14 protein-coding genes and 4 tRNA genes are annotated in these 18,337 nt (G+C 53.8%); all 18 read left to right on the plus strand.

Annotated elements, in window-relative coordinates; all coding sequences use genetic code 11:
- The first annotated feature begins 287 nt into the window (after positions 1-287).
- On the plus strand, positions 288-1,250 hold the full coding sequence (birA, locus tag ACYASS_RS04120) for a bifunctional biotin--[acetyl-CoA-carboxylase] ligase/biotin operon repressor BirA (protein ID WP_463585201.1): 963 nt from the start codon (positions 288-290) through the stop codon (positions 1,248-1,250).
- Positions 1,240-1,989, plus strand: coding sequence for a pantothenate kinase (locus ACYASS_RS04125; RefSeq protein WP_463585202.1), 750 nt, complete (start codon positions 1,240-1,242; stop codon positions 1,987-1,989). Before birA ends, ACYASS_RS04125 begins: the two co-directional genes overlap by 11 nt.
- Positions 1,990-1,996: 7 nt before the next feature.
- Positions 1,997-2,434: a hypothetical protein gene (locus ACYASS_RS04130; protein WP_463585203.1), complete on the plus strand. Its 438-nt coding sequence runs from the start codon at positions 1,997-1,999 to the stop codon at positions 2,432-2,434.
- A 143-nt stretch (positions 2,435-2,577) separates the two neighbouring features.
- Positions 2,578-2,662, plus strand: a tRNA-Tyr gene (locus ACYASS_RS04135).
- 25 nt (positions 2,663-2,687) lie between these two features.
- Positions 2,688-2,761 (plus strand) — tRNA-Gly (locus ACYASS_RS04140).
- A gap of 25 nt (positions 2,762-2,786) precedes the next feature.
- Positions 2,787-2,862: transfer RNA gene (locus ACYASS_RS04145), tRNA-Thr, on the plus strand.
- Positions 2,863-3,049: 187 nt separating this feature from the next.
- Positions 3,050-3,125, plus strand: a tRNA-Trp gene (locus ACYASS_RS04150).
- Between the two features lie 46 nt (positions 3,126-3,171).
- The gene (secE, locus tag ACYASS_RS04155; RefSeq protein WP_032626526.1) at positions 3,172-3,540 is read left to right on the plus strand and encodes a preprotein translocase subunit SecE; all 369 of its coding nucleotides are present in this window, start codon (positions 3,172-3,174) and stop codon (positions 3,538-3,540) included.
- A 9-nt stretch (positions 3,541-3,549) separates the two neighbouring features.
- On the plus strand, positions 3,550-4,083 hold the full coding sequence (gene nusG / locus ACYASS_RS04160) for a transcription termination/antitermination protein NusG (RefSeq protein ID WP_020290714.1): 534 nt from the start codon (positions 3,550-3,552) through the stop codon (positions 4,081-4,083).
- 118 nt (positions 4,084-4,201) lie between these two features.
- The gene (gene rplK, locus ACYASS_RS04165) at positions 4,202-4,633 is read left to right on the plus strand and encodes a 50S ribosomal protein L11 (RefSeq protein WP_020290713.1); all 432 of its coding nucleotides are present in this window, start codon (positions 4,202-4,204) and stop codon (positions 4,631-4,633) included.
- Entirely contained in the window at positions 4,633-5,328 is a 696-nt protein-coding gene (gene rplA / locus ACYASS_RS04170; protein WP_032626524.1) for a 50S ribosomal protein L1, read from the plus strand. The genes rplK and rplA overlap by 1 nt, the downstream gene beginning before the upstream one ends.
- 195 nt (positions 5,329-5,523) lie before the next feature.
- Positions 5,524-6,024 carry a 50S ribosomal protein L10 gene (rplJ, locus tag ACYASS_RS04175; RefSeq protein WP_122662257.1) on the plus strand — a complete coding sequence of 167 codons (501 nt, stop codon included), beginning with the start codon at positions 5,524-5,526 and terminating at the stop codon, positions 6,022-6,024.
- 78 nt (positions 6,025-6,102) lie between these two features.
- On the plus strand, positions 6,103-6,468 hold the full coding sequence (gene rplL, locus ACYASS_RS04180) for a 50S ribosomal protein L7/L12 (RefSeq protein WP_122662259.1): 366 nt from the start codon (positions 6,103-6,105) through the stop codon (positions 6,466-6,468).
- Positions 6,469-6,688: 220 nt separating this feature from the next.
- Positions 6,689-10,762: a DNA-directed RNA polymerase subunit beta gene (gene rpoB / locus ACYASS_RS04185; protein WP_463585204.1), complete on the plus strand. Its 4,074-nt coding sequence runs from the start codon at positions 6,689-6,691 to the stop codon at positions 10,760-10,762.
- A gap of 63 nt (positions 10,763-10,825) precedes the next feature.
- Positions 10,826-15,025: a DNA-directed RNA polymerase subunit beta' gene (gene rpoC, locus ACYASS_RS04190; protein ID WP_122662263.1), complete on the plus strand. Its 4,200-nt coding sequence runs from the start codon at positions 10,826-10,828 to the stop codon at positions 15,023-15,025.
- Between the two features lie 201 nt (positions 15,026-15,226).
- On the plus strand, positions 15,227-15,598 hold the full coding sequence (rpsL, locus tag ACYASS_RS04195; protein ID WP_002555494.1) for a 30S ribosomal protein S12: 372 nt from the start codon (positions 15,227-15,229) through the stop codon (positions 15,596-15,598).
- A 122-nt stretch (positions 15,599-15,720) separates the two neighbouring features.
- Positions 15,721-16,191 carry a 30S ribosomal protein S7 gene (gene rpsG / locus ACYASS_RS04200; RefSeq protein ID WP_002555493.1) on the plus strand — a complete coding sequence of 157 codons (471 nt, stop codon included), beginning with the start codon at positions 15,721-15,723 and terminating at the stop codon, positions 16,189-16,191.
- 30 nt (positions 16,192-16,221) lie between these two features.
- Positions 16,222-18,324 carry an elongation factor G gene (fusA, locus tag ACYASS_RS04205; protein WP_122662265.1) on the plus strand — a complete coding sequence of 701 codons (2,103 nt, stop codon included), beginning with the start codon at positions 16,222-16,224 and terminating at the stop codon, positions 18,322-18,324.
- The last annotated feature ends 13 nt before the right edge of the window (positions 18,325-18,337 follow it).

The raw sequence follows: 18,337 nt of genomic DNA on the forward strand, positions 1-18,337 counted from the left end.
CATCGTCAAGATTAAATTCCAGAACCCCTGATCGCTTACGCGTTCAGGGGTTTTGTTTATGCGCGAAGAAAAAAGAATTAGCGGTGGGAGCGCGCTTGCCCGCGATGGACGGTCACGCTTTTAGCCTGACACACCGCCTCGCAGCCTTCGGCAGCTCCTACCGTCCAGCGTGGACTCCGTTATCCCCATATGTCGCTTCTGCTATCGCTGAATTAACGATCAGTCGTTTCTATGCATCTTCGCCTTGCGTGGCTATGATGCGAGCCTTATTGCATGGCGATCTCTAAATGCTGACGTTGTTGAAGCTCCTTGAGGATGGAAAATTCCATTCGGGGCAGGCTCTGGGTGAGGCTCTCGGAGTTAGTCGTACCTCTGTGTGGAAGCAGCTGCAGTTGTTGGAGTCTGAGCTGCATATTGGCGTCCATAAAGTCAGGGGGCGTGGATATAAACTCGAGAGTCCTCTATCTCTTCTGCAGGCTGGCGAAATATCTGCGGCAGCAGGGGAGGCTAGCGGCTGGCCGGTTGTTGTCTACGACTCTATAGGGTCAACCAATGCGGCTGCTGTAAAGCTGATCGGCGACAACTCTCCTACGCCTTTTGTGGTAACTGCAGAGCGTCAGACTGCTGGGCGTGGTCGCAGGGGGAGAAAGTGGGTCAGTCCCTTTGGTGAAAACATCTATTACAGCCTGGCCCTTCGTATTGATGGTGGGATGCGTCAGCTTGAAGGTATGAGTCTTTTGATTGGGCTCGCCGTCCTGAAGACTTTGCGAGAAATGGGTGTGCAGAGTGCTGGATTGAAGTGGCCAAATGACGTCCTTGTGGGGCAGCGCAAAATCGCCGGAATACTCCTGGAGCTGGTTGGTGATCCCGCTGATGTCTGTCACGTGGTCATTGGGGTTGGAATAAACGTGAATATGCGCGCGACAGAGGAAGTCGATCAGTTATGGACCTCGCTGAGATTGGAAACTGGTGCTCTGTCCAGTCGTAATGTATTGGCTGGCAAATTAACCAGTAATATCCAAGAGTATTTATCTGCTCATCAAGCCTCCGGTTTTGCTGCGTTCAGGTCTGAGTGGGAGCGTAATCACCTATGGCAGGGATGTGCTGTCAGTTTACTTGCTGGTGTTCAGATGATTGAGGGCACTGTGTTGGGTATTGATTCGCAAGGAGCGCTGCGATTGCAGGTTGGAGATGAAGAGAAGGTGTTTAGCGGTGGAGAGCTCAGCTTGAGGTTGCGTGATGATACTTGAGCTGGATTGTGGGAATAGCTTCATAAAATGGCGTGTTATTCGCCAGGGGTTGCCAGGGCTTGTATTGGGGGGCGTCGTTGACTCCGATGAGAAGCTTATTGAGGTTCTTGCGGCTACCTCTGGTTTAAGTCTCCGTCATAGCCGGATGGTTAGCGTGCGTAGTGCCGAGGAGACCCAGAAGCTGGTTGCGCTGATCGCTGAAGAGTTCGGCGTTGAAACTCAGTGTGCGAGCTCGGCCAGAATATTGGCTGGCGTAGCGAATGGTTACGAGGCTTATGAGCGCCTGGGGCTTGATCGTTGGCTGGCTTTGGTGGGGGCCTATGCAACTGTTGGTAAGGCGTGTCTGGTGCTTGATTTGGGTACCGCGATTACCTCGGATTTTGTTAGCGCAAAGGGGGAGCACCTGGGTGGCTACATATGCCCAGGAATGCCGTTGATGCGCGGCCAGCTGCGCACTCATACCCGACGTATTCGATACGATGATGCGGCTGCTGAGGAGGCGCAATCCAGCTTCGCTCCGGGGCGGTCGACCGCTGAGGCTGTTGAGCGTGGATGCACGCTGATGCTAAGGGGGTTTGCAGCTTCTCAGTTAACGCTTGCGCAGCAGTATCTCGGGGATGATTTCATCGTGTTTGTGACGGGTGGAGATGCTGAGTTGATCAGGGATGTCACGCCGGGTGCGAGGCACATGCCTGATCTGGTATTCGTCGGTCTCGCGTTAGCCTGTCCTTTGGCTTGAGGTTTTTATGCGGTGGTTATTTCTTTTGCTGCTTATGCTCAATGGTCTCTATTACGTGTGGCATCAGCAAGAGGCTCCGTTAAGGGCAAAAGAAGTTTTGCCGCTGTCTCTTTATCGGGCTGAGCAGCAAAACATACATCTCCTCAGTGAGACCGAGGGTAGTGCGGAGTCGTTGGATGAGCGCGAAGCTCCGGGCAGATGTCTCTACCTGGGCGGTTTTGCGCGACAGGAGGAGGCGCGCACGGTTGAGCAGCGTCTAATGAGTCTTGATGTGCAGACTCAATTCCGTGAGATCCATCTTGATGGTGCCAGTGCGTACTGGATTAAAATAGAACCTGCCAGCCGTCGTCTTGTCGGAGATGCTCTTTTGAGAGGGTTGGCTCAGGATTTCCCCGATCTGAAAAATAAAATAATGTTGTGCGAAGGCATTGCAACCGCGCAGTAGTTTGCATAGAATGGCGCCCGCTTCGCAGTGCTTGATAATTTTTAAAAGGCTCTGCAGCTGCGGTCAACGTTTGTAACCTCAGGTTTTTACTGAGAAAAAGGTTGACAGAAGGGTGGCATGAGTTGAGAATGCTGCCTCGTTCAGGAGGGGTTCCCGAGCGGCCAAAGGGATCAGACTGTAAATCTGACGTCTACGACTTCGAAGGTTCGAATCCTTCTCCCTCCACCATATTTAAGGCTGTGCAGCAAGTTAGGCGGGTATAGTTTAGTGGTAGAACCTCAGCCTTCCAAGCTGATGATGCGGGTTCGATTCCCGCTACCCGCTCCAGGTTTGCTGTATGTCCGAAGAGTTTGCTCTTGTAGCTCAGTTGGTAGAGCACACCCTTGGTAAGGGTGAGGTCAGCGGTTCAAATCCGCTCAAGAGCTCCATTATAAAGGCAGATATGAAAATATCTGCCTTTGCTTTACTAGTCATTTCGGTGTCGTTTGGAGTGGCTTGCTTCTAGTCTTTTTGCCTTAGCGTTTCCTTATCTTGGGTCTCGTAGGTTGGTTGGGTTGGAAGGCTGTTGAAAAAATATTGTTGGGCTGGCATATTGGTCGGCCTGATTTTGCTTTTAGGTCAGTAGCTCAATTGGCAGAGCGACGGTCTCCAAAACCGTAGGTTGGGGGTTCGATTCCCTCCTGACCTGCCAGATTCACTAGATTGTATCTGGCTTTCTTTTCACAGGATTATCGTAGATGACTCTCAAGGCTGAAGCCCAAGAATCTCGCTTCGATCTGCTCAAGTGGCTGGTTGTGGTCGCTCTGGTAGTGGTTGGGGTTGTCGGTAATCAATACTACTCAGCTCAGCCTATTTTGTATCGCGTCCTGGTCCTGCTTGTGCTGGCTGGGGTTGCTGCGTTTGTGGGCTTGCAGACTGGTAGGGGCAAGGCTTTCTTTGTTCTGGCTAAGGAAGCTCGTGCTGAAATTCGCAAAGTCGTTTGGCCGACTCGCCAAGAAACCACACAGACCACTTTGATTGTTGTGGCTGTTGTTCTGGTTATGGCGTTGCTGTTGTGGGGGCTTGATTCCCTCCTCGGCTGGCTTGTTTCCTTGATTGTTGGCTAAGGGTGTCCCGTGGCTAAGCGTTGGTACGTAGTGCATGCTTATTCGGGTTACGAAAAGCATGTAATGCGCTCGTTGATCGAGCGTGTGAAGCTGGCTGGCATGGAAGATGGCTTCGGCGAAATTCTGGTTCCCACTGAAGAAGTGGTGGAAATGCGTAACGGCCAGAAGCGCAAAAGTGAGCGTAAATTCTTCCCTGGCTATGTGTTGGTCCAAATGGACATGAATGAAGGGACTTGGCACTTGGTCAAGGATACCCCTCGTGTCATGGGCTTTATTGGTGGTACGGCCGACAAGCCTGCACCGATCACAGATAAAGAAGCCGATGCGATTCTTCGTCGCGTTGCTGATGGTAGCGATAAGCCCAAGCCTAAGACTCTGTTCGAGCCGGGTGAAGTGGTTCGCGTCACTGATGGTCCATTTGCAGATTTTAATGGCACTGTCGAAGAAGTTAACTACGAGAAGAGCCGCATTCAAGTTGCAGTGCTCATTTTCGGTCGTTCCACTCCGGTGGAGCTGGAGTTCAGTCAGGTCGAAAAGGTCTAGCTGGGCGAGAATCCCATACCCCGTAGCCGTAGGCTGTGGGGTTTTTTCGTCACTGGGATAAACGTGCAAGTAACCGGGGAGCCTTTATTGGCGTTTGAACCCGTAATTGGAGTGCCTCATGGCCAAGAAAATTACCGCTTACATCAAGCTGCAAGTGAAAGCTGCTCAAGCTAACCCAAGCCCGCCAGTTGGTCCGGCCCTGGGTCAGCACGGCGTGAACATCATGGAATTCTGCAAGGCTTTCAACGCCCGTACTCAGGGGCTTGAGCCAGGTCTGCCGACTCCAGTGATCATTACTGTCTACAGCGACCGTAGCTTCACTTTCGAAACAAAGAGCACCCCTGCTTCGGTTCTGCTGAAGAAAGCTGCTGGTCTGACTAGCGGCTCGGCACGTCCGAACACCGTTAAAGTTGGCACCGTGACTCGTGCACAGCTGGAAGATATCGCTAAAGCAAAAAATGCGGATCTGACTGCTGCTGACATGGAAGCGGCCGTGCGTACTATCGCCGGTTCCGCTCGTAGCATGGGCCTTAACGTGGAGGGTGTGTAATGGCTAAGCTGACTAAGCGCCAAAAAGCTATCGCGGCTAAAATCGAGCCGGGCAAATCTTACAGCTTCACCGACGCAGCTACGCTGCTGGCCGAGCTGTCGACCGTTAAGTTCAGTGAGTCTGTAGACGTTGCTGTAAACCTCGGTGTTGACCCGCGTAAATCTGACCAGGTTGTTCGTAGCGCTACTGTGCTGCCGCACGGCACTGGCAAGACTGTTCGCGTTGCTGTGTTCACCCAGGGTCCTGCTGCAGAAGCCGCTCTGGCTGCTGGCGCTGATCGTGTTGGTATGGACGATCTGGCTGCCGAAATGAAAGGCGGCGACCTGAACTACGACGTAGTTATCGCTTCCCCGGACGCGATGCGTGTTGTTGGTCAGTTGGGTCAGATTCTCGGTCCTCGCGGCCTGATGCCTAACCCTAAAGTCGGCACTGTTACTCCTGACGTGGCTAACGCCGTCAAGAATGCCAAGGCTGGTCAGGTTCGTTATCGCACCGACAAAAACGGCATCATCCACACTTCAGTTGGCAAGGTCGGTTTCGACGCAGTCAAGCTGAAAGAAAACGTTGAAGCCCTGATCGCTGATCTTAAGCGTATCAAGCCAGCTTCTTCGAAAGGCATCTACGTTAAGCGCGTAACCTTGAGCACCACTATGGGCCCAGGCTTGGTGATCGACCAGGGTTCCCTGGACGCGTAAGACGTGTTGGTGCGCTTGTCGCACCAGCAAAAAAATTGGGGTCCCTGCCTGGCGGGGGCTATCCAAGACCGTAGGCGGCGCGAGTCTTAAAACACAAGCCTACGCAGATGGTGCTCCCGGTTCCTTACCGAATCAGACACCAAAACGACATCCGGCTTAGGTCAGATGAAACGGTAACAAGCAGGAGTTAAACCCGTGGCAATTAAACTCGAAGACAAGAAGGCCATCGTCGCTGAAGTCAACGAGGCTGCCAAAGTCGCTCTGTCTGCTGTCGTGGCTGATGCCCGTGGCGTGACAGTTGGCGCAATGACCGGACTCCGTAAAGAGGCTCGTGAAGCTGGCGTTTATGTACGCGTTGTACGTAACACTCTGCTCAAGCGCGCTGTTGAAGGAACTGATTACAGTGTCCTCAACGACGCGTTCACTGGCCCGACCCTGATCGCTTTCTCTAACGAACATCCTGGCGCTGCTGCCCGTTTGTTCAAAGAGTTTGCCAAGGGTCAGGATAAGTTCGAGATCAAGGCAGCTGCGTTCGAGGGCAAGTTCCTCGCAGCTAATCAGATCGACGTGCTGGCAACCTTGCCGACCCGTGACGAAGCAATCTCCCAGCTGATGAGCGTGATTCAAGGCGCTACCAGCAAATTGGCTCGTACTCTGGCGGCTATTCGCGACCAAAAAGAAGCTACCGCAGCCTAAGGCTCCGTACCTCCTTTCGCGTATTTTTGTTTATTTCGATGGTCGCGTAGGCCGTCCCCCAATTCAGGAATTAGATTCATGTCTATCTCTCAAGACGATATCCTCAACGCAGTTGGCGAAATGTCCGTTCTGCAGGTTGTTGAGCTGATCAAAGCATTCGAAGAAAAGTTCGGCGTAACTGCTGCAGCTGCTTCGGCTGGTCCAGCTGCTGCTGCCGCTGTTGTTGAAGAGCAAACTGAATTCAACGTCATGCTGCTGGAAGCTGGCGAGAAGAAAGTTAACGTGATCAAGGCTGTACGTGAACTGACTGGTCTGGGCTTGAAAGAAGCCAAGGCTGTAGTTGACGGCGCCCCAGCACTGGTTCTGGAAGCAGTTGCGAAAGACGCTGCTGACAAAGCCAAAGCTGCGCTGGAAGAAGCAGGCGCTAAAGTCGAGCTGAAATAAGTATCGACTTTGAGTGTCCAGCCCAAGCGTTAAGCGAAAGGCTGATGGCTGGTGGCTCTTGCCACCGGCCTTTTTCCGTTATAGATGACTGGCTCGGCCGGTATCCATAGCGCGTAAAAACCACCGGTGATGGTGGCGCAAACCAAGGGGTTTGCACGATTTTCTGGCTGTTCCCGTCGGGAGGAGCCAAACAAGCAGGTGACCAAGCTGGGGAACGCTGATGGCTTACTCATATACTGAGAAAAAACGTATCCGCAAGGACTTTAGCAAGTTGCCGGACGTAATGGATGTGCCGTATCTCCTGGCCATCCAGCTGGATTCGTATCGCGAATTCCTGCAAGCGGGAGCGACCAAAGATCAGTTCCGCGACGTCGGTCTGCATGCAGCCTTCAAATCCGTTTTCCCGATCATCAGCTACTCCGGCAATGCTGCGCTGGAGTATGTAGGTTATCGCTTGGGCGAACCGGCATTTGATGTCAAAGAGTGTGTGCTGCGCGGTGTGACTTACGCTGTACCTCTGCGAGTAAAAGTCCGTCTGATCATTTTCGACAAAGAGTCGTCGAACAAAGCGATCAAGGACATCAAAGAGCAAGAAGTCTACATGGGTGAAATCCCCCTGATGACTGAAAACGGTACCTTCGTTATCAATGGTACCGAGCGCGTTATCGTTTCCCAGCTGCACCGTTCCCCGGGCGTGTTCTTTGACCACGACCGCGGTAAGACGCACAGCTCCGGCAAGCTGCTTTACTCCGCTCGTATCATTCCTTACCGCGGTTCGTGGCTGGACTTCGAGTTCGATCCAAAGGACTGTGTATTCGTCCGTATCGACCGTCGTCGCAAGCTGCCTGCGTCAGTATTGCTGCGCGCGCTGGGTTATACGACCGAACAGGTTCTGGATGCGTTCTACACCACCAACGTTTTCCATGTGCAGGGTGAAAACCTTAGCCTGGAACTGGTGCCTCAGCGCCTGCGCGGTGAAATTGCAGTCCTGGACATCCTGGATGACAAGGGCAAGGTTATTGTTGAACAGGGCCGCCGTATCACGGCTCGTCACATTAATCAGCTGGAAAAAGCCGGCATCAAACAGCTGGAAGTTCCTTTGGACTACGTCCTGGGTCGCACCACTGCCAAAGTCGTTGTGCATCCAGCCACTGGTGAAATCATTGCCGAGTGCAACACCGAGCTGAACACTGAAATCCTGGCCAAAATCGCCAAGGCTCAGGTTGTTCGCATCGAAACGTTGTACACCAACGATATCGACTGTGGTCCGTTCGTATCCGACACGCTGAAGATCGATTCCACCAGCAATCAACTCGAAGCGCTGGTTGAGATCTACCGCATGATGCGTCCAGGCGAGCCGCCTACCAAGGACGCAGCAGAGACTCTGTTCAACAACCTGTTCTTCAGTCCAGAGCGCTATGACCTCTCTGCTGTTGGCCGGATGAAGTTCAACCGTCGTATCGGTCGTACCGAGATCGAAGGTTCTGGTGTCCTGTGCAAAGAGGATATCGTTGCCGTTCTCAAGACGCTGGTTGATATCCGTAACGGTAAAGGCATCGTCGACGACATCGACCACTTGGGTAACCGTCGTGTTCGTTGTGTTGGCGAGATGGCTGAAAACCAGTTCCGCGTTGGCTTGGTGCGTGTTGAACGTGCGGTCAAAGAGCGTCTGTCGATGGCAGAAAGCGAAGGCCTGATGCCTCAGGACCTGATCAATGCCAAACCAGTTGCTGCCGCAGTCAAAGAGTTCTTCGGCTCCAGCCAGCTTTCCCAGTTCATGGACCAGAACAACCCGCTTTCCGAGATCACTCACAAGCGTCGTGTCTCCGCACTCGGCCCTGGTGGTTTGACTCGTGAGCGTGCTGGCTTTGAAGTGCGTGACGTACACCCGACTCACTACGGTCGTGTATGCCCGATTGAAACGCCGGAAGGTCCGAACATCGGTCTGATCAACTCCTTGGCGGCTTATGCGCGCACCAACCAGTACGGCTTCCTGGAAAGCCCGTACCGTGTTGTTAAAGACGCGTTGGTCACTGACGAGATCGTGTTCCTGTCGGCTATTGAAGAAGCGGATCACGTCATCGCCCAGGCATCTGCGGCAATGAACGACAAGAAGATCCTGATCGACGAACTGGTTGCTGTACGTCACTTGAACGAGTTCACCGTCAAGGCTCCAGAAGACGTGACGCTGATGGACGTATCGCCGAAGCAGGTAGTTTCGGTCGCGGCTTCGCTGATCCCGTTCCTCGAGCACGACGACGCCAACCGTGCGTTGATGGGTTCGAACATGCAGCGTCAAGCTGTGCCAACCCTGCGTGCTGACAAGCCGCTGGTAGGTACTGGCATGGAGCGCAACGTGGCTCGCGACTCCGGCGTTTGCGTCGTGGCTCGTCGTGGCGGCGTGATCGACTCTGTTGATGCAAGCCGTATCGTGGTTCGTGTTGCTGATGACGAAGTTGAAACCGGTGAAGCTGGTGTCGACATCTACAACCTGACCAAGTACACCCGTTCCAACCAGAACACCTGCATCAACCAGCGTCCGCTGGTGAGCAAAGGCGATCGGGTTGAACGTAGCGACATCATGGCTGACGGCCCGTCCACCGATATGGGTGAGCTGGCTCTGGGTCAGAACATGCGCATCGCGTTCATGGCGTGGAACGGCTTCAACTTCGAAGACTCCATCTGCCTTTCCGAGCGTGTGGTTCAGGAAGATCGTTTCACCACGATCCACATTCAGGAACTGACCTGTGTGGCGCGTGACACCAAGCTTGGGCCTGAAGAGATCACTGCAGACATCCCTAACGTGGGTGAAGCTGCACTGAACAAGCTGGACGAAGCCGGTATCGTTTACGTAGGTGCTGAAGTTGGCGCTGGCGACATTCTGGTAGGTAAGGTCACTCCAAAAGGCGAGACCCAGCTCACTCCAGAAGAAAAACTGCTGCGCGCTATCTTCGGTGAGAAGGCAAGCGACGTTAAAGACACCTCCCTGCGCGTACCTACCGGTACCAAGGGTACTGTCATCGACGTTCAGGTCTTCACTCGTGATGGTGTAGAGCGTGACGCCCGTGCACTTTCCATCGAGAAAACTCAGCTCGACGAGATCCGTAAGGACTTGAACGAAGAGTTCCGTATCGTTGAAGGCGCTACTTTTGAGCGTCTGCGTTCCGCTTTGGTTGGCCGTAAGGTCGAAGGCGGCGCTGGCTTGAAGAAAGGTCAGGACATCACCGACGAAGTTCTCGACGGTCTTGAACATGGTCAGTGGTTCAAACTGCGCATGGCTGAAGATGCTCTGAACGAGCAGCTCGAGAAGGCTCAGGCTTACATCGTTGATCGTCGCCGTCTTCTGGATGACAAGTTCGAAGATAAGAAGCGCAAGCTGCAGCAAGGCGATGACCTGGCTCCAGGCGTTCTGAAGATCGTTAAGGTTTACCTGGCAATCCGTCGTCGCATCCAGCCGGGCGACAAGATGGCCGGTCGTCACGGTAACAAAGGTGTGGTCTCCGTGATCATGCCGGTTGAAGATATGCCGCACGATGCCAACGGCACGCCGGTCGATATCGTGCTCAACCCGTTGGGCGTACCTTCGCGTATGAACGTTGGTCAGATTCTCGAAACTCACCTGGGTCTAGCGGCCAAAGGTTTGGGCGAGAAGATCAACCGCATGCTCGAAGAGCAGCGTAAAGTTGTTGAACTGCGCAAGTTCCTGACCGAAATCTACAACGAGATCGGCGGCCGTCAAGAAAGCCTGGAAGACTTTAGCGATAAAGAAATCCTGGATCTGGCGAAGAACCTGCGTAACGGCGTGCCGATGGCCACCCCGGTGTTCGACGGTGCCAAAGAAGTTGAAATCAAGGCAATGCTCAAACTGGCAGATATGCCAGAAAGCGGCCAGATGCAGCTGTTCGATGGTCGTACCGGCAACAAGTTCGAGCGTCCGGTTACCGTTGGCTACATGTACATGCTGAAGCTGAACCACTTGGTGGACGACAAGATGCATGCGCGTTCCACTGGTTCTTACAGCCTGGTTACCCAGCAGCCGCTGGGTGGTAAGGCTCAGTTCGGTGGTCAGCGTTTCGGGGAGATGGAGGTGTGGGCGCTGGAAGCATACGGCGCGGCCTACACTCTGCAGGAAATGCTCACAGTGAAGTCGGACGATGTGAACGGCCGTACCAAGATGTACAAAAACATCGTGGATGGCGATCACCGCATGGAGCCGGGCATGCCCGAGTCTTTCAACGTGTTGATCAAAGAAATCCGTTCGCTCGGCATCGATATCGATCTGGAAACCGAATAACACGTGACGCGAATCGAGGGTGGGTCGTTATGACCGCCCTCTGCTCCGCCAGGAGGAAAGGCCTTGAAAGACCTACTGAATTTGCTGAAAAACCAGGGTCAAGTCGAAGAGTTCGACGCCATCCGTATTGGATTGGCATCGCCTGAGATGATCCGTTCGTGGTCGTTCGGTGAAGTTAAAAAGCCGGAAACCATCAACTACCGTACGTTCAAACCTGAACGTGACGGCTTGTTCTGCGCCAAGATCTTTGGCCCGGTCAAGGATTACGAGTGCCTGTGCGGTAAGTACAAGCGCCTGAAGCACCGTGGTGTGATCTGTGAAAAGTGCGGCGTTGAAGTTGCGCTGGCCAAAGTCCGTCGTGAGCGTATGGCTCACATCGAACTGGCATCGCCTGTCGCCCACATCTGGTTCCTGAAGTCCCTGCCGTCCCGTATCGGCTTGCTGATGGACATGACCCTGCGTGATATCGAACGCGTTCTCTACTTCGAGAGCTACGTCGTTATCGATCCAGGTATGACCACCCTTGAAAAAGGTCAGCTGCTGAACGATGAGCAGTACTTCGAAGCTTTGGAAGAGTTCGGTGATGACTTCGACGCCCGTATGGGTGCTGAAGCCGTCCGTGAGCTCCTGCACGCTATCGATCTGGAACACGAGATTGGCCGTCTGCGTGAAGAAATTCCGCAAACCAACTCCGAAACCAAAATCAAGAAGCTGTCCAAGCGTCTGAAGCTGATGGAAGCCTTCCAGGGTTCGGGCAACCTGCCTGAGTGGATGGTTCTGACCGTTCTGCCGGTTCTGCCGCCAGATCTGCGTCCATTGGTTCCGCTGGATGGTGGTCGCTTCGCGACTTCTGACCTCAACGATCTGTATCGTCGAGTGATCAACCGTAACAACCGTTTGAAGCGCCTGCTTGATCTGTCCGCTCCGGACATCATCGTGCGCAACGAAAAGCGTATGTTGCAGGAAGCTGTCGATGCTCTGCTCGACAACGGCCGTCGCGGTCGCGCCATTACCGGTTCGAACAAGCGTCCTCTGAAATCCCTGGCTGACATGATCAAGGGTAAGCAGGGTCGTTTCCGTCAGAACTTGCTCGGTAAGCGTGTTGACTACTCGGGTCGTTCGGTAATTACCGTTGGTCCGACCCTGCGTCTGCACCAGTGCGGTCTGCCGAAGAAAATGGCTCTCGAGCTGTTCAAACCGTTCATTTTTGGCAAGCTGGAAATGCGTGGCCTCGCCACGACCATCAAAGCTGCCAAGAAAATGGTTGAGCGCGAATTGCCAGAGGTTTGGGACGTTCTCGCGGAAGTTATCCGTGAACACCCAGTGCTTCTTAACCGTGCACCAACCCTTCACCGTCTGGGTATTCAGGCTTTTGAACCGGTACTGATCGAAGGTAAGGCTATTCAGCTGCACCCTCTGGTCTGTGCTGCGTACAACGCCGACTTCGACGGCGACCAGATGGCTGTACACGTACCGTTGACGCTGGAAGCCCAGCTCGAAGCGCGTGCGTTGATGATGTCGACCAACAACATTCTGTCGCCAGCCAACGGTGAGCCAATCATCGTTCCTTCGCAGGACGTTGTATTGGGTCTGTACTACATGACTCGTGAAGCGATCAACGCCAAGGGCGAAGGTCGTGTGTTTGCGGATCTGCAGGAAGTTGACCGTGTATTCCGTGCCGGCGAAGCCGCGCTGCATGCCAAGGTTAAAGTCCGCATCCACGAAACGATCAACGATCGTGATGGTGGCAGCGTCAAGAACACCCGTATCGTCGACACCACTGTCGGCCGTGCGCTGTTGTTCCAGGTGGTTCCGGCCGGCCTGTCGTATGACGTGGTCAACCAGCCAATGAAGAAAAAGGCGATCTCCAAGCTGATCAACCAGTGCTACCGCGTGGTTGGTTTGAAAGAGACCGTTATCTTCGCTGACCAGTTGATGTACACCGGTTTTGCTTACTCAACGATTTCGGGTGTTTCCATCGGTGTTAACGACTTCGTTATCCCTGATGAAAAAGCTCGCATCATTGACGCGGCTACCGAAGAAGTTAAAGAGATCGAGAGTCAGTACGCCTCGGGCCTGGTAACTCAGGGCGAGAAGTACAACAAGGTAATCGACCTTTGGTCCAAGGCGAACGACGAAGTCTCGAAAGCGATGATGTCGAACCTGTCCAAAGAGCGCGTTATCGACCGTCACGGCGTCGAAGTTGATCAAGAGTCCTTCAACTCGATGTACATGATGGCTGACTCCGGCGCACGGGGTTCGGCTGCACAGATTCGTCAGCTGGCGGGTATGCGTGGTCTGATGGCCAAGCCAGACGGCTCGATCATCGAGACGCCGATCACTGCGAACTTCCGTGAAGGTTTGAGCGTACTTCAGTACTTCATCTCTACTCACGGTGCTCGTAAGGGTCTTGCGGATACCGCGTTGAAAACCGCTAACTCCGGTTATCTGACCCGTCGTCTGGTTGACGTCGCTCAGGATCTGGTCGTTACCGAAGTTGACTGCGGTACCGAGCACGGTCTGCTGATGACGCCGCACATTGAGGGCGGCGACGTTGTTGAGCCATTGGGTGAGCGCGTACTGGGTCGAGTTATCGCCCGTGACGTATTCAAGCCTGGCACCGACGAAGTCATCGTGCCTGCCGGTACTCTGGTAGACGAGAAGTGGGTTGAGTTCATCGAGCTGAACAGCATCGACGAAGTAATCGTTCGCTCGCCAATCAGCTGCGAAACCCGTTACGGCATCTGCGCCAAGTGCTACGGCCGTGATCTGGCTCGTGGTCACCAGGTAAACATCGGTGAAGCGGTCGGCGTAATTGCTGCCCAATCCATCGGTGAGCCGGGTACCCAGTTGACCATGCGTACGTTCCACATCGGTGGTGCGGCAAGCCGGACATCCGCTGCGGACAGCGTTCAGGTGAAGAATGGCGGTACTGTCCGTCTGCACAACCTGAAGCACGTTGAGCGAGTAGATGGCCACCTGGTTGCTGTATCGCGTTCCGGTGAGCTGGCGATCGCTGATGACTACGGTCGTGAGCGTGAGCGTTACAAGCTGCCTTACGGTGCAGTGATTTCGGTGAAGGAAGGCGACAAGGTCGACGCTGGTTCAATCGTGGCCAAGTGGGATCCGCACACTCACCCAATCGTTACCGAAATGAAAGGTACCGTGACCTACGTGGGCATGGAAGAAGGCATCACGATCAAGCGTCAGACAGACGAATTGACCGGTATGACCAACATTGAAGTTCTGGATGCCAAAGACCGTCCTGCTGCCGGTAAGGACATCCGTCCAGCCGTGAAGATGGTAGGTCTGGATGGCAAGGATCTGCTGTTGCCAGGTACCGATGTGCCTGCACAGTATTTCCTGCCAGCTAACGCCTTGGTTGGTGTGGCTGACGGTGCTCAGATCGCGATCGGTGATGTTATCGCCCGTATCCCGCAAGAAACTTCGAAAACTCGAGACATCACCGGTGGTCTGCCGCGTGTTGCCGACTTGTTCGAAGCTCGTCGTCCGAAAGAGGCGTCGATCCTTGCAGAGGTCAGCGGTACCATTGCTTTCGGTAAAGAAACCAAAGGCAAGCGTCGTCTGGTTATCACGCCTAACGACGGTAGCGATCCATACGAAGAGCTGATTCCGAAGTGGCGTCACCTGAACGTTTTCGAAGGCGAACAGGTTAACCGCGGCGAAGTTATCTCTGACGGTCCTAGCGATCCACACGACATCCTGCGTCTGCTGGGTGTGAGTGCGCTGGCCAAGTACATCGTGAACGAGATTCAAGACGTTTACCGTCTGCAGGGCGTGAAGATCAACGATAAGCACATCGAGACCATTCTGCGTCAGATGCTGCGTAAAGTTGAAATCTCCGAATCTGGCGATTCCACCTTCATCAAAGGTGATCAGATGGAGTTGACTCACGTTCTCGTAGAAAACGAGCGCTTGAACACCGACGAGAAGTTTGTCGCCAAGTTCACCCGTGTACTGCTGGGTATCACCAAGGCTTCGTTGTCCACTGAGTCGTTCATCTCCGCGGCGTCTTTCCAAGAGACAACTCGCGTACTGACCGAAGCAGCAGTTACAGGCAAGCGCGATTATCTGCGCGGCTTGAAAGAGAACGTGGTTGTAGGTCGTCTGATCCCTGCCGGTACCGGTCTGGCTTATCACAGCGAGCGCAAGCGTCGTCGTGATGTTGACAAGCCGTTGCGTGTCAGCGCTAGCGAAGTCGAAGCAGCATTGACTGAAGCGTTGAACTCCAGCGGTAATTAAAGAGTAAGGCCTCGGTCTCCTTTCTCACCGAACGACAGGTAAATCCTGTTGTTCGGCGAGAAAGGAGGTCGGGGCTTTGTCTTGACTGGGGGCAAGATCCTCTTTAGACTCTTGTACCCCTAAATTTGGCGGGACTCGCGTCCTGCCATTTTGCTTTTCTTGCAAGACAATAGCGTCGCAAGACAACAGTGGAGCTAGTAGATGGCAACTATCAACCAGCTGGTACGTCAGCCGCGTAAGCGTATCGTCGAGAAATCCGACGTGCCTGCGCTGCAGAACTGCCCGCAACGTCGTGGCGTATGCACTCGTGTGTATACCACCACGCCGAAAAAACCTAACTCGGCACTGCGTAAAGTATGCCGTGTGCGCCTGACCAACGGTTTCGAGGTTTCCTCGTACATCGGTGGTGAAGGTCACAACCTGCAAGAGCACAGCGTGGTACTGATCCGTGGCGGTCGTGTAAAAGACTTGCCAGGTGTTCGTTATCACACCGTTCGCGGTTCTTTGGATACTTCCGGCGTTAAAGGTCGTAACCAGGGTCGTTCGAAATACGGTACCAAGAAGCCTAAGTAGTATTTGGCTTCCTGTGACAAATTGCAGATTTCTATTTTTCTGAGTCGATAAGAGTAAGGTCGGGCGCGCCCCTGATGGGTGATGGTCCCGAGCTAACCTGAAGACCGTTTGAGGGCTTATCCATGCCAAGAAGACGCGTAGCAGCCAAGCGCGAAGTGCTTGACGATCCAAAATACGGAAGCCAAATTCTGGCCAAGTTCATGAACCACGTGATGGAAAGCGGTAAAAAAGCCGTTGCCGAGCGTATCGTTTATGGCGCGCTGGAAAAGGTTAAAGAACGCAAGAACAGCGATCCCCTGGAAATCTTCGAGAAAGCTCTCGACGCCATCGCTCCGCTGGTCGAAGTGAAGTCGCGCCGTGTAGGTGGTGCTACTTACCAGGTTCCGGTCGAAGTTCGTCCGTCCCGTCGTAATGCGTTGGCAATGCGCTGGCTGGTAGACTTCGCGCGCAAGCGCGGTGAGAAGTCTATGGCTCTGCGTTTGGCTGGCGAACTGTTGGACGCCGCCGAAGGTAAAGGTGCTGCAGTTAAGAAGCGTGAAGACGTGCACCGTATGGCTGAAGCTAACAAAGCTTTCTCGCACTACCGCTTCTAATTTCAGCGTCACTAATTTTGCGAGGGCTTTATGGCTCGTACTACTCCGATTAACCGCTACCGTAACATCGGTATTGTTGCTCACGTGGATGCTGGTAAAACCACTACCACGGAGCGCGTCCTTTTTTACACTGGCGTAAACCACAAAATGGGCGAGGTGCATGATGGCGCCGCGACCATGGACTGGATGGTGCAAGAGCAGGAGCGGGGTATTACCATTACTTCCGCTGCTACGACTGCATTCTGGGCTGGCTCCGTTAAGCAGTTCGAGAAGCACCGCTTCAATATCATCGATACTCCGGGTCACGTTGACTTCACTATTGAAGTAGAGCGCTCTTTGCGCGTACTCGATGGCGCGGTCGTTGTGTTCTGTGGTACTTCGGGTGTTGAGCCTCAGTCCGAAACCGTATGGCGTCAAGCCAACAAGTACGGTGTTCCGCGTCTTGTTTATGTAAACAAGATGGACCGGGCTGGTGCAAACTTCCTGCGCGTGATCGGTCAGATCAAGCAGCGCCTGGGCCACACTCCGGTGCCAATCCAGTTGGCTATCGGCTCTGAAGACAACTTCCAGGGTCAGATCGATCTGATGACCATGGAAGCGGTTTATTGGGATGACGCCGACAAGGGCATGGCCCCTCGTCGCGAAGCTATTCCTGCTGAGCTGCAAGAGTTGGCTGATGAGTGGCGTAGCAACATGGTTGAAGCTGCTGCTGAAGCCAGTGAAGAGCTGATGAACAAGTATCTCGAGGGTGAAGAGCTCACCAACGAGGAAATCGAAGGCGCTCTGCGTCAGCGTACTATCGCTGGTGAAATCGTTCTCGCTGTTTGCGGTTCTTCCTTCAAGAACAAGGGTGTTCCCCTGGTTCTCGATGCTGTGATCAAGTACCTGCCTGCGCCTGTGGACATTCCTGCCATCAAGGGTTCCGATCCGGATGACGAGACTGTCGAAATGGAGCGTCATGCAGACGACAACGAGCCGTTCTCGGCTCTGGCGTTCAAGATCGCTACCGACCCATTCGTGGGTACTTTGACCTTTGCTCGCGTTTATTCGGGTGTGTTGAGCTCCGGCGACGGCGTGATCAACTCGGTAAAAGGCAAGAAAGAGCGCGTTGGTCGTATGGTGCAAATGCATGCGAACACCCGTGAAGAGATCAAAGAGGTTCGCGCTGGTGACATCGCGGCTCTGATCGGTATGAAGGACGTCACTACTGGTGACACCCTCTGCTCGGCTGACAAGCCAATCATCCTGGTTCGCATGGACTTCCCGGAGCCGGTTATTTCGGTTGCCGTTGAGCCGAAAACCAAGGATGACCAGGAAAAAATGGGTATCGCTCTGGGCAAACTTGCTCAGGAAGACCCTTCTTTCCGCGTTAAGACTGATGAAGAGACTGGTCAAACGATCATCTCTGGCATGGGCGAATTGCACCTGGACATCCTGGTTGACCGGATGCGCCGTGAGTTCAACGTCGAAGCCAACATCGGCAAGCCACAGGTTTCCTATCGTGAGAAAATCACGAAGGCTTGTGAGATCGAAGGCAAGTTCGTTCGTCAGTCCGGCGGTCGTGGCCAGTTCGGTCATTGCTGGATCCGTTTTGCTCCTGCTGACGAAGGTCAGGAAGGTCTGCAGTTCGTGAACGAAGTGGTTGGTGGTGTTGTTCCTAAGGAATACATCCCGGCTATCCAGAAGGGTATCGAAGAGCAGATGAAGAACGGTGTTGTTGCCGGCTATCCGCTGATCGGCCTGAAGGCTACCGTTTTCGATGGTTCTTACCACGACGTCGACTCCAACGAGATGGCGTTTAAGGTGGCAGCCTCCATGGCGACCAAGCAACTCGCTACCAAAGGTGGTGGTGTTGTTCTTGAGCCGATCATGAAGGTTGAAGTTGTTACACCTGAGGACTACATGGGTGACGTGATGGGTGACCTGAACCGTCGTCGTGGTCTGATCCAGGGTATGGAAGATACGGTTTCTGGCAAAGTGATTCGCGCCGAAGTACCGTTGGGTGAGATGTTCGGTTATGCGACCGACGTTCGCTCCATGTCTCAGGGTCGCGCGAGCTACTCCATGGAATTCTCCAAATACTCCGAAGCTCCGTCGAATGTCGTCGAAGCTATCGTTAAAAAACAAGGCTGATTTCAGCCCCTTT

The sequence above is a fragment of the Pseudomonas sp. HP_14 genome (assembly GCF_055283875.1).